This is a genomic window from Marinoscillum pacificum (genome assembly GCF_024714495.1).
GTDB lineage: Bacteria > Bacteroidota > Bacteroidia > Cytophagales > Cyclobacteriaceae > Marinoscillum > Marinoscillum pacificum.
The window spans coordinates 43,394-57,671 of the sequence record NZ_JAMZMJ010000011.1 but is presented as its reverse complement, the minus strand read 5'-3'; the positions used below and the strand labels follow the sequence as shown (position 1 = coordinate 57,671).

The 14,278-nt window shown below is 42.1% G+C and carries 6 protein-coding genes; all 6 read left to right on the top strand.

Annotated features, from left to right (window positions below; genetic code table 11):
• Positions 1-43: 43 nt before the first annotated feature.
• Positions 44-1,651, top strand: a complete 1,608-nt coding sequence (gene susR / locus NXS00_RS20260) for a SusR family glycan utilization regulator (protein ID WP_258101098.1) — start codon at positions 44-46, stop codon at positions 1,649-1,651.
• A gap of 432 nt (positions 1,652-2,083) precedes the next feature.
• Positions 2,084-5,521: an alpha-amylase family glycosyl hydrolase gene (locus NXS00_RS20255; RefSeq protein WP_258101097.1), complete on the top strand. Its 3,438-nt coding sequence runs from the start codon at positions 2,084-2,086 to the stop codon at positions 5,519-5,521.
• A gap of 615 nt (positions 5,522-6,136) precedes the next feature.
• Positions 6,137-8,128: a glycoside hydrolase family 97 protein gene (locus tag NXS00_RS20250; protein ID WP_258101096.1), complete on the top strand. Its 1,992-nt coding sequence runs from the start codon at positions 6,137-6,139 to the stop codon at positions 8,126-8,128.
• 48 nt (positions 8,129-8,176) lie between these two features.
• Complete coding sequence (locus NXS00_RS20245; protein ID WP_258101095.1) at positions 8,177-11,170, top strand: SusC/RagA family TonB-linked outer membrane protein; 2,994 nt, start codon at positions 8,177-8,179, stop codon at positions 11,168-11,170.
• A gap of 19 nt (positions 11,171-11,189) precedes the next feature.
• A complete protein-coding gene (locus NXS00_RS20240) occupies positions 11,190-12,764 on the top strand; it encodes a RagB/SusD family nutrient uptake outer membrane protein (protein ID WP_258101094.1) in 1,575 nt (524 codons plus the stop codon).
• Positions 12,765-12,800: 36 nt separating this feature from the next.
• Positions 12,801-14,243 (top strand): SusE domain-containing protein, encoded by a 1,443-nt coding sequence (locus NXS00_RS20235; protein WP_258101093.1) that lies wholly within the window; start codon positions 12,801-12,803, stop codon positions 14,241-14,243.
• Positions 14,244-14,278: the final 35 nt, after the last annotated feature.

The window sequence follows — 14,278 nt, the reverse complement described above, 5'->3', positions numbered from 1 at the left end:
ACTTTTTCATGTGGGAGTTTTCCTTAGCTTTAGGCAGCGATAGTTGAAGAAGTATACCTCGATGCCCAAAGGATTTATTATTATCATATTGCTTGGATTGCAGATTGTAGCGCATGCTCAATTGGCTGACCTTGATGTGCTTTTAGAGAAGAAGGAGCAGTTCGTAGCTCAAAAAGAACAATCCATTTTGATGCTCAAAAAGCGGTTGGCTGCCAACCCTAATGCTTCCCTTGAGTCAAGATTTCAGATTGTAGACAATCTCTACAATGAATACCGCAGTTTCATTTATGATTCAGCGTTTGCTTATGCCAAGCGTTTAATTGATCTGGGGTATGAGATCAATGATCCTGAGAAGATTGGTTACGCTAAAACGCAGATGGGTTTCACCACTTTGTCTGCTGGGATGTTCAAAGAGACTTTTGATACACTCAATACAGTAAAAGTAAGTCAGCTCGATGATAGTACTAAATTGGAATATTATTCACTAATGGCTCGGGCACTTTATGATATCAGTGATTTCAATAGAGATGCTTTTTACTCTGACAACTATGTGGCGATGGCTGACAAGTACATCGAGTTTGCAACAAGCATGTCTGAGCCTGATTCTTACACATTTTTATACCTCAATGGATTGCATAACCTCCGAGTGGAACGCACAGACGAGTCAGTCAGGTATCTGAATAAATTGATGGCCAAAAAGGAGCATTTGACCAATCATGAGTTTGCGATAACTGCCTCTACCTTGAGTTACCTTCATTTGAAGCTTGGTGATACGACTAAAGCAATTAATCTATTGGCTGAAGCATGTATTTCGGATATTGAATCGGCGATCAAAGAAACTTCTGCAATGACCAGTTTAGCTAGTTTGCTTTATCAACAAGGAGATATTGATGCAGCTTACCGTTACATCAATCACTCTATGGAAGATGCGAATTTCTATGGAGCTAAACAGCGTAAAAGTGAAGTAGGAGCGATACTTCCGATTATTGCTTCGGCCAGATTGAATTATGTGGATGGTCAACGAAAAACATTGCTGTGGTATTCCATTGGATTAACTGTCTTAGCGATTTTGACCATCTTTTTTGGGGTAAGTGCCTTCCTCCAGTTCCGAAAGCTTCGTAAAAAGGATAAGGAGATTAGTGATAAGAATATCATCCTGACAGAGAGCAATAATAAGCTTTCTGAAGCGAATAAAATCAAAGAGGAATACCTGGGTTACTATTTCAATATCAATTCAGACTACATCGAGAAAATAGAAAAGTTCAAGCGCTCTGTAGATCAAAAACTCATTCAGAAGAAGTATGACGATATACGTTTTGTGATGAGTAAAATCGACTTGAAAAAGGAACGTGAAGACTTATACCAATCATTCGATAAAGTGTTCTTAAAGCTCTTTCCGGACTTTGTTGAGATTTTCAATTCGTATTTCAAAGAAGAAGATCAAATTATCCTGGAAAAAGATCAATTGCTCAATACCGAGTTAAGGATTTTTGCATTGATCAGAATGGGTGTTTCCGACAGTGATAAACTGGCGAAGATTCTTGGGTATTCTGTCAATACGATTTATGCTTACAAGAATAGAGTGAAGAGCAAATCCATTCTACCGAACGATGAGTTTGAGCGTCGCATCATGGAGATAGAGGCGATCTAGGTTTGTTATTTTTTTACTATTCTGTTTTATCATTAAAAATATGATATAATCAGTCTGATTATTTATAGGTAATTCATGAATATGGCAAAATTTGGGTCAAAATACCCTTATATAGTGTTTATATTTTACTGAATACATAATTCTCCTAACTGCCATTGATTCAGTGGGTTAGGTGTATTTGGGTCTTAATATTTTCTATATTCTACGACTTCATTTTGGGATTGCTTCAGCATGTTGGTTGCTTTGAAGTATTGATTGGTAACCGCGGACCAGTCAATCATTATTGATAACCAAAACCAGATGTGAACATGAAGCAAACAACCAATTACCGAGACTTCAGACAATTGAGCTCAACGTAACTTCCACTCCATTTCACGCAACCCCAAACTCCACGCGTGTATAAAGAAGTATTAACCAATTAACCATTTTCAAATGATGAAAACTCGACCAACTCAACTCGGAGGTTTCCGAGCGAAGAGAGCGATGATTACGGCATTTTTATTGCTGCTTCTATCCCTCCCTCAATTAGTACAAGCGCAGGATCCACCTCAATACGGAACACCATTCAATGGAGTGCCTAATCGAATGGATGCCAATATCTATCAAATGAATTTGCGGGAATATAGCAGTTCCCGAAATATTGCCGGAGCAAGAGCAAAACTGCAACGTGTCAAAGATCTGGGTATCAATGTGATTTACCTGATGCCTATTTTCCCGGTTAGCACGGCTTCTCAGGCTTCAGGGTCACCATATTCCAATACAGATTACAAAGCTGTTGCTCCAGATCTGGGTACATTGAATGATCTACGTGGTTTGGTGCAAGACGCTCACAATTTAGGCATGGCAGTTATCCTGGATTTCATTGTCAATCAAACAGGATTTGATCATCCATGGATCAATCAGCATCCAGAGTATTATTTCCAGGATGGTAATGGAAATATCCAGCAAGCAGGTCCATTTCCAGATGTTGCAGGTATTGATTTGAACAACACAGGAGCTGCTAATGCCATGATTGATGCGATGCGTTACTGGGTGTTTGCAGCCAATGTTGACGGTTTCCGTTTCGACTGGGCAGATCAACCACCGCAGGCTTTTTGGAACACCGCAATCAGCAACCTGCGAAGCATCTCTACTCATGACTTATTGCTACTGGCAGAAGGAAGTAATGAAGGCACACAATCTGGATGTCAAACATGTGGAAACAATCAGCCAGGAGCGCACTATGCTCAGGGATTTGATTACATCTTCGGGACGAACTTCTATTGGAATGTAATGAAGAAAGTATGGGATTCAGGAGAGCCAGTAACTAACCTTGACGGAGTAACAGCCGGAGAATACAATGGTGCTAGCTCAACGCAGTTGGTGACGAGGTTCCTATCCAATCATGATGATTACAATGCAGAGGGTTCTCCTTTTTCATTCTTACAAGGCGGTAGAGCTGGAGTGATGGCTGCTTTTGTACTGGCAACTTATCATCGAAGTGTGCCATTCATTTACAATGGAATTGAAGTTGGAAATACAAATCCACTTCCATATCCATGGAATTCTGGTAACATCAACTGGTCACAGGATTTGACAGTGTACACTGAGATGCAGAAAATATTGAATGCGCGAAATGGCAGCGTAGCATTGAGAAGAGGTCAACCAACCTCTTACATTGATCCAGCTAATACCAATCCGGATGTTTTTGCTTTCACCAAAGAATCTGGTGGCGAGAAAGTGGCGGTTTTGATCAATCCAAGAGGAGGTAATAGATCTTTCACGATTCCTTCTGGCATGGCGGGTACTTATACAGATATTTTCAATCCTGGCAATTCTGTAACGTGGACTGCTGGCCAGAATGTAACTCTTAATGCATACCAATACATCGTTCTGAGTAATGGAAACGTGCCTCAAGTAGACGTGACTGGTGTTGGCGTAAACCCAACTAGTAGTTCCATCATTGCTGGGTTGACTCAGCAATTGTCTGCATCGGTTCAGCCTTCCAATGCAACAAATCAAAGCATGAACTGGAGTTCTAGCAACACCAGTGTGGCAACAGTAACTGCATCTGGCCTGGTAACAGCTATCAGTGCAGGTACTGCTACTATAACAGCAACCACTGTAGATGGAGGTTATCAGGCCTCTGCTAACATCACCGTTAATCCAGCGCCTACCTTTACAGTTCATTTTTATAAGCCTGCTGCGTGGGGTACGAACATCAATATCTATTGGTGGGACGCACAGCCAACAGGATTATTAGCTGATGGGTCCTGGCCTGGTGTGGCTATGACCAATGAAGGAGGTGGTTGGTATAGCTATACGTTTAGTAATATAACATCGACTAATCTGATCTTTAATGATGGTTCTTCTCAGACTGACAACTTGAGTCGAAATGGAACGGATGGATGGTATCAAAATGGAATTTGGTACAACAGTAATCCAGGTGGATGTTCGCCATCTGCCATTACTCCATATGTGAATGTGAATGGTGGAGGTTGGAACCAGTCAAGTACTGCTACCCTGGATGCTGGTGGTTCTTTGACTTTCGGTCCTCAACCGACCGGAGGAAGCTGGAGCTGGTCAGGACCAAATGGTTATTCTGCTAGTTCAAGAGAAATCACTTTGTCTAACATGCAGCCTAGCCAGTCAGGAACCTATACTGCATCTTATACCAATTCATGTGGTGCGGTCACTACGCAAAATTTCTCGGTTACTGTGAATTCCCTTGGTCAGACGCCTTACAATGGAGTGATCAGCTTGCCTGGTACTGTAGAGGTTGAGAACTTCGACAATGGTGCTGATGGAGAGTCTTATCATGATAATGATGCGAGCAATCAGGGAGGTCAATACCGAACAACTGGTGTGGATATCGAAGCATGTTCCGAAGGTGGATATAGCGTTGGTTGGACCAATGGAGGTGAATGGTTGGAATATACAGTGAATGTTGCTGCTTCAGGCAATTATGATATTGGAGTGCGTGTGGCAGGTGCTGTTGGCGGTACTTTGCGAGTGGAATTCGATGGAGTGAATAAGACTGGACCCATCAATGCTCCAAACACTGGAGGATGGCAGTCCTGGCAAACGGTCACTGTGACTAATGTATCTCTAAAGGCAGGCCAGCAAATCATGCGAATCTACATGATAAGTGGTAGTTTTAACTTGAACAATGTGTCAATCACTGCCAGTTCAACTGGTGGAGGCGGATCTGGCTCACAATTCTACATCAAGAATAGATGGCAGGGAACATACCTCTACGATGCAGGAACCAATGTTTCTTATGGATCATTTAGTAGTGCGTCTAACTACAAATGGGAATTGGTGACTGTTGGAAGTTATCAAGCGATTCGTAATGTAGCTACTGGCGATTATATGAATATTGAAAGCCTGAATGGAACTGTACAAAGTACTAATATTGGTACAGGAGCATGGAGTGCACAGTGGGCGATTGAAGATTATGATGGTCATAAACGAATTCGAAACAGATGGCAGTCTGGAGATTATGTGCACGTTGAAAACTTAACAGGAAATGCTCAGCATGGAGCAATTAACGCTGGATGGCATAGTAATCACTGGTCATTTGAATCTGCTTCCGGATCTAGAGTGGATATTGGTTTGGAGACTGTGATGAATAAAAGTGAAGTAACGGTCTATCCAAATCCTGTGATTGAGTCAGTGCAGATTAACATGACTGGATTGTTTGCAAATGAGTTGGTGAACCTGGATGTGGTTGACATGTCTGGAAGAAAGATACACTCAATGTCTTTCAGTACTTCTTCAGATGGGAATCTAAAGGAGCAGCTAGATCTAAGTAGTTTGAAAACAGGTATTTACCATCTGCAGATTACATCTGATGGAGAAAAGATTACTAAGAAGATTATAAAGCGTTAGTATTCTCTTCATATTTTTTTGTTTGATTGATAAACCGAGGCCCTGGGTCTCGGTTTTTTTATGCGCAATTGATTGAAGCTGTTGTAATTTGTGAGGAAGGTACAATATTGGTTTTAAGGCTAATTAATCAACTAAGTCGTATGACAGTCCAGGTGATGTAAATAAATCAATTTGCTCCCTTCAGGGTATAGGGGCAAACAAATTGATTTTCGAATAAGGAAATGAATTGAGTTTTGAGGCTACAATCTTATTAGCGTGGCTGTTTATACTCTGCTTTAAAACCTAATTCTTCAGTTTATAGTCTAAAATCTATCATCTCCCATCTAAAAGAATCCTTAGAAATGTGCTATTCCTTTCTGTAAGTAGTTTCGATAGCTTAATTGGGGTTAGAAATACCTTAATTCAGACTATATAACGTCTATATTTTTAATGATTAAGAAAATATTTAACTGATTGATAATAAGATGTTTAATGTGTTTTAGTGTTAAATATTTTCTATACAAAATGCATGTTTTTTGAAATTCCTTTGCAAGACTGACTCTTTTGTGAAAACGAATTTCTGAGTGATCTAATTCACCCTGATAGCTCGGAATAGTGATGTTTTCAAAACCCTAAATGATGCTAAGAGCAAAGACTTTTGTAGCAGGACTATTGATCCTGATTTTGGCTACTGCATGTTCATCTGAAACAGTAGTGCTTTCTCCTGATGGTTCTATAGAGCTACAGTTCAAATTGGTCAATGACCAGCCCTTCTATCAAGTAAAGAAGGATGGTGCAGTGTTGGTAACTGATTCACAACTCGGTTTTGAAATTCAGAATCAGTCAGCTATTAGAGACAACCTCCAAATCATTGACGTGCAGCAATCAACTTTTGATGAAACCTGGTCTCAGCCCTGGGGAGAGGTGAAGAATATCCGCAATCATTACAATGGGTTGGTGGTCACTCTTCAGGAAAAGTCAAATCTCCAGCGAATCGTTAAACTCAATTTCAGAGTGTTTGATGACGGACTTGGTTTTCGATATGAGTTTCCAGAGCAGGAAAACCTGAAAGACTTTGTGATCACCAATGAGCTTACTGCTTTCAACATGTGGTCTGACTTAAAGGCCTGGTGGATTCCTGCTTATGGAGATGAGATTGACTCAGAGTTTTTGTTTTCGCAAAACAATTTGAGTGAGATCGGACAGAAAGTGCATACTCCATTCACAATGGAAGCTGGAGACAGTTTGTTCGTCTCCATTCATGAAGCTGCTCTGGTTGACTATGCGGGGATGACTTTAAATCCAGTAGGGAAAGAACTTAAATGCGATTTGGTTCCCTGGTCAACTGGTGAGAAAGTGAAAACCAGTGCTCCAATGAAGACTCCCTGGAGAACCATTCAAATTGCGAAAAGCGCTGGTGATCTGATCACTTCATATCTGGTGCTGAACTTAAATGAGCCAAACAAACTGCAAGATTTGGGCTATGTGAAACCTGAGAAATACAATGGTATTTGGTGGGGAATGCATTTGAATAAATACACCTGGAAAAAAGGGCCTAATCATGGTGCCGCTTCTCCTGTAGTTAAACAATACATTGATTTTGCTGCAGCGAATGGTTTGTCAGGTGTCCTTGTGGAAGGCTGGAATGAAGGTTGGGATTATGACTGGAGCTTAGGTCGATTCAACTTTACCACACCTTATCCGGATTTCGACCTTGCGGATTTGAGTCAATACGCCCAAGAGCATAATGTAGGTTTAATTGGTCACCACGAAACAGGTGGCAACATTGAGAACTACGAAAGTCAATTACCGGAAGCTTTTGCCTTTTATCAAAAGCATGGTGTACATAGCGTCAAGACAGGTTATGTGACCAGACAACCATCTGGCGAGTTTCATCAAGGGCAGTACATGGTGCGGCACTATCAGCGAGTAGTAGAGATGGCTGCTGCGCATCAAATAGCATTAGACATACATGAACCAGTAAAAGCAACTGGTTTAAGAAGAACCTATCCAAACCTCATGACCAGAGAAGGTGCACGAGGTACGGAGTACGAAGCGTGGAGCGCGGGTAACCCGCCGGAGCATACGGTGATATTACCATTTACCAGATGCCTGGCGGGTCCTTTAGACTACACTCCTGGGATTTTTGATATCCTCATCGAAGAGCGTCCGGAAAATCGAGTGCATACCACGTTGGCGAAGCAGCTAGCACTTTATGTGACGATCTATAGTCCATTGCAAATGGCTGCCGATTTGCCAGAAAACTACGAAGGTCAACCGGCATTCCAATTCATACGGGATGTGCCGACAGACTGGGAAGAAACTCGGGTACTTAATGCGAAAATCGGTGACTATCTGACCATTGTCAGGAAAGATCGAAACAGTGACGACTGGTATCTGGGAAGTGCTACAGATGAACAAGCGAAGGAATTGTCCATTGATCTAGGGTTCTTATTGCCTAATAGAAAATATCAGGCCGAGATCTATGCAGATGCCGCAGATGCTGATATGGAATCCAATCCAACAGCGATTGAAATTACTTCCAGTACTGTGACAGCCACTGATCAGCTCGAACTCAAGCTCGCTCCGGGAGGAGGACAAGCGATCCGATTCCATTTATTGGAATAATAAGATGACTACAAATTGAATTTCCACCAACTCAAAATAACAATGTAAATGAAACTAACAGACTTGAAAATGATGAAATACATTTTACCTGTATTGCTGATTTTGTCCGTCCTTGGTCTGAATGCCCAGGGAGATATTACCCTTACCGGACAAGTCACAGATGCAGATTCAGGTGAAGGACTACCGGGAGCCACAGTGCTGGTGAAGGGGACGTCCAATGGGACTATAACGGATATGGATGGTAATTTTTCTATCGCCGTGCCTTCGTGGCAAGGGGATGCGGTTATTGCCGTTTCTTTTGTGGGCTTTGTCTCTCAGGAGATTAAAGTGAATGATCAAACAACGATCAAGGTGGCGATGGCTCCAGATATCGCTGCTTTAGATGAAGTTGTGGTAGTGGGTTATGGTTCTGTCAAGAAATCAGATGCTACGGGTTCTGTTGCTGTTGTAAGCAGCAAGGATTTCAACAAAGGTGCTGTCAACTCACCTCAGGAATTGATTCAAGGGAAGGCTGCCGGAGTGACCATCACATCCAATAGTGGCGCACCAGGAAATACTTCTACTATCCGTATTCGTGGAGCTTCGTCGATCTATGCGAGCAACGATCCATTGATTGTTGTGGACGGAGTGCCGTTGAACAACAAAGGAGTTGGAGGAGCACCAAACATCTTATCAACAATCAACCCGAACGACATTGAGACTTTCACTGTCTTGAAAGATGCCTCTGCAACAGCTATCTATGGCTCCAGAGCTGCAGGTGGTGTGATCTTGATTACCACAAAGCGTGGTGCTAGCAAGAAGCTTCAAGTGGATTACAATTTCACAGGTTCGTTCTATACAACACCGAATAAACTAAATGTTTATTCTGGAGATGAATTTCGAGCGCTGATAGAGGAGCAATATGCTGCTGATCATGATGCAAGAAACTATTTAGGAGATGCAAATACCGATTGGCAGGATGCGATTTACAAAGATGCATTTGGTCAGGACCACAACCTTAGCTTGTCTGGCTCTACAGATAATTTGAAATACCGTGCTTCTGTTGGTTACAACAATACCGATGGTGTGCTGAAAACCTACAACTTCGAACGAACAACGGTTGCCTTGGGTCTAGATCCAAGTTTCTTAAACGGCAAGCTGAAGATGCAGCTCAATGTGAAGGGAATGGTGAATAACAACAATTTCGCTGATCAAGGAGCAATTGCTAATGCTGTTGCCTACAATCCGACTTTTCCTATCTACAATGGCAATACTCGCTACCGAGGTTATACTACTTTAACGGATAATCCTGAAAATGTCAATGGTAATCCGATCACACTGGGAACGGCCAATCCGGTTGCACAATTAGCCCTGACAGATAATACTTCTCAGGTATTGCGAAGCATAGGAAATGTAAAAGCAGATTATGAGATCTTGGATGGCTTGGTTGCGACGTTGAATTTGGGATATGACTATGCTGTTTCTGAGGGTCACAACAATGTTGCTGACAGCACGCAGTGGATTTATATTCCCGTACCAGAGGGAGGTAGAACTTCCATTTATGAAAATGAGCGTCAGAATGAATTGCTTGACTTCTATGTGAACTACAAAAAAGATCTGGAAGGGTTGGGAAGTAATCTTGATGTAATGGCAGGTTATTCCTGGTCACATTTTTACAGTCATGATACAGACTCTACCTGGAGTGGTGATAAAACGGTTTTTCAGCGTGGTAATGACTTTCCTACTGAATATTACCTGATATCCTTCTTTGGTCGGGTAAACTATACCTTAAAGGATAAGTATTTGCTGACCGTTACCTTGAGAAACGATCAAACTTCTCGTTTCGGACCGGATCAGCGTTCTGGATGGTTCCCGTCTGTGGCTTTGGCATGGAATATCAAGGACGAGAATTTTATGAAGTCCAGTCCATTATTCTCTGATTTGAAACTTCGATTAGGATATGGTGTCACAGGTCAACAGGATGTGGTAAGCAACGATTATCCTTACATTCCAACGTACACCTTAAGTAATCAAACGGCGCGTTATCAGCTAGGAAATACCTTTTACAATACGCTTCGTCCGGATGGATACGATGCCTACTTGAAATGGGAAACGAATACCACGATCAACGCAGGTGTAGATTTTGGCTTCTTGAATAACCGATTGTCAGGTAGTGTAGATGTTTACCAAAAGGAAACAACTGATTTGCTGAACCTGGTAGATATTTCTCCAGGAACAAACTTCGTGGCAACGCTCATTACTAATGTGGGAGATATGGTCAATCGAGGAATGGAAGTAAACCTAAACTGGATTGCGATAGATGAGGGTGATTGGAGATGGAAATTGAACGCCAATGCTCTCTACAATCAGAATGAAATCACCAAACTCAACAACAGCGATGACCCGGAATATACGGTGAACGAATCTGCGAGTAGCGTAGGTGGTACCACAGATGGAACAGCTCAAGTGTATCGTGTAGGATATCCAATTAGATCTTACTACGTCTATGAGCAAGTTTATGGTGCGGATGGTCGTATGATTCCGAATGCATTTGTTGACAGAAACGGCAATGGGATTATTGATAACGGCGATCGTTACTTATTCCAAAATCCTACACCCGATGTGACATTAGGTTTTAATACCTGGCTGACTTACAAACAATTTGACTTTGCGATCAACGCCAGAGCAAATCTCAATAACTACGTCTACAACAACGTGGCTGCAAATAGTAACTATTACAACCTGTATGATGGAATGGGCTATTTGAGAAACATGTCTACTCAGGCGGATGACACGCAAATAACCGAAGCTGGTGAGTTTACAAGGCTCTCTGATCACTATGTAGAGAATGGGTCATTCTTCCGAGTAGACAACGTGAACCTGACCTACAATTTGCCAGGAGCATTCAATGAACTAATGGATTTTAGTGTGACACTCGGAGTTCAAAACGCGCTACTTATCACCAACTACAAAGGTCTTGATCCGGAGGTAAGCGGAGGAATGGATAACAATTTCTACCCACGCTCCAGAGTCTACATGCTCGGTCTAAAAGCAAGTTTCTAATCCCAAAATGAATAAGATCATGAATAATAAAATAATCATAGGAATGCTCAGTTTACTGATGATCACTTCACTGACTTCATGTCTTGGGGATCTGGATACCGAGCCACTTTCCAAACAAATAATAAACGGTAATAACGTTTTTGATACTGAAGAAGGGTACAAGCAATTCTTGGCTAAACTCTATGCAGGATTGACTTTGACCGGTCAACAGGGGGAATTTGGTGATCCTGAAATTGATAATCCTGATGAAGGAGAAACTTCCTTCTTAAGAACCTACTGGTCCGTGCAGGAATTGACTACCGATGAAGCTTTGTCTTCATGGAACGATCCGAAAATCAATAGTTTATATGAGCAAAATTGGGGTGATCAGAATGCTTTGATATCACTCTTGTATCAACGTATCTATGTCAATATCGCTTTTTGCAACGAGTACCTCAGAGCTGTTGATGAGCGAATTGATGGCTTGAGTGGTGGTTTTCAGCAGGAAGTGATCACCTACAGAGCGGAAGCTGCAACGCTGCGAGCGCTATACTATTATTTCGCTTTGGATCTATGGGGTAACGTGCCTTTCATTTTGGAAGAAGATGGTGTGGGTGCTTATCAACCACAGCAAATTTCACGTGCCGATCTATTCACTTTTATAGAAACCGAATTGCTCGAAGCACTGCCGGATCTGGTAGATGCTGGTCAAAATGAATATGCAAGAGTAGACAAAGGAATGGCGTGGACACTTCTAGCCAAAATGTATCTGAACGCCGGTGTATACACTGGTCAGACTCAGTATGATAAAGCGGTAGAATACAGTAAGCTAGTCATCGAATCTGGAGCTTATTCTTTGGTAGATACATACAGTGATTTGTTCCGAGCGGATAACCATGGCTTGAGACAGGAGATCATTTTCCCTGTTGCAGAAGATGGGGTGAATACCAGAAACTATGGTGGAATGACTTTCTTGATCCATGGAGCAACAGGTGACGGTCCAGCTAATGGTGTCAGCGGAGGATGGTATGGCCATCGCCCTACAACGGCTTTTGTGGAAAATGAGTTTGCTGATGCCAAAGATACGCGTGCCTATTTCACTTCCAATGGACAAACCACCACGACCATCAACAATCCGGTAGAATTTGGTCAGGGATATAAGTGTACCAAATTTCAAAATGTAACTGCTTCTGATGCTCCTGGTCAGGACCTCACTTTCGTAGATACAGATTTTCCAATGTTCCGCTTGGCAGATGTGTACTTAATGTATGCAGAAGCTGTGCTACGAGGAGGTGCTGGAGGAAGTGCGGAACAAGCTTTGATTTATGTAAATGACTTGAGAGCGCGCGCTTATGGTGATGTCTCAGGTAATATTTCTGCTGCGCAATTGACACTGGATTTTATTCTGTCAGAACGAGGTAGAGAGCTTTACTGGGAAGCGCACCGCAGAACAGACCTTATCCGATTTGAACAATTCACAAGTGGTGATCTGAGATGGGACTGGAAAGGTGGTGTCCAGGCTGGGGCTGCTACACCGGACTATTTAGAGCTTTTACCAATTCCATCATTTGACCTTGGTCTCAATCAAAATCTTAAACAAAACGATGGCTACTAATCATCCATCAACCCTTAACAATTAACCAATTTAAAAATGAAAACGATGAAGCAAATTAAACTAATGGCTGCATTGCTGACACTTCTGTTTGTGGTGGCTTGTGGCGATGATAATGGAGGAACTGAAGTGACTGATCCAGTTGCACCAGTAATATCTACTCCAACAGATGGTTCTGCCATAGTGGTGACGGAAGCTAACCTGACATCTAACCTGGAAATTACCTGGGCTGCAGCTGATTTTGGAGCTGAGGTGGCAGTGAATTATGCAGTGCAGCTAGATGCTGAAGGAGGCGATTTTTCAAGTCCTGTTGTGTTAGAGTCTAGTGTTACTGGAACATCCATCACTTTGACTAACACTGTATTAAACTCAGCAATTATCTCTGATTTAGGAATGGAAGGAAACGCTGAAGCCTTGATAGATATCAGAGTAGTAGCGAGTTCACAAGGATTTGAAGATTTGGTTTCAGGTGTTGTAGGTATGAGTGTAACGACTTTCTTGCCGGATCAAACAACAGCAGCTGTCGTAACACTTTCTACTTCGACAATCGCTGTTACTGCTGAGTCTTTAAGTGATAAATTAACAGTTACGTGGACGCCAGCAGTGGTTGGTGCGGGTGATACTATTATCTATTCTGTTCAGTTAGCACTTGCTGGAGAAGGTGTAGATGCTGCCAAAACGGTTGGTTTGACTGGTGGAGTTGAGTATACTTTAAGCCACGAGGCATTGAACTTGTACCTTGATCAGGAATTTGGTCAGGATCCGGAAGCAGAAGTTGCTGTTGAGTTATTCATTACTGCTACTTCAGGCACTGAAACCATCACATCAGAAGCTGCGGCAGTTGCTGTGACAACTATGGCTAGTCAATATTATGGTGATGTAATGTACATGACAGGAAGTTTCACTGATCCAGGATGGGAGCCATGGAACAACGCTGTTGTTTTGAAGCCGATGGATGTAGATGGAACTACTGTTTACGAAGGTTTTGCATACTTCAATGCTGCACATGAAGTGAAGTTTACTGATCAGGCAGGCTGGGATGGAAACAACTATGCTTTTGCTTCTGAAGGCGTATTGACAACTGAAGGTACGGATAACATTCCTGTTGCTGCCGGACATTATCGAGTGGTTGTAGATCCTACTAATCTGACTTATTCATTCACTGAAGTGCAATGGGGAATCATCGGTACGGCTACTCCAGGTAGTTGGGATGCATCAACAGCGATGACTTACAACGAGGAAAACAATAGCTGGGAAATCACGGAAGATTTAATTAACGGGGCACTGAAATTTAGAGCGAACGATGGTTGGGATATCAACCTTGGACCTAGAGATAGCTTCACCAAAAGAGGTGCTTTGGTTCACACGGACGGTGCAATTGACTTTGGTGTTGGAAGTGATGGAAACTATACCGTAAGAATTAGTTTAGATACTTCTGTGAGTCCATATGTGTGGAATTTTGAAGTAATCAGAAATCAATAAGGAGGCCATCAACCTCATAGTTTACAACTAGCATC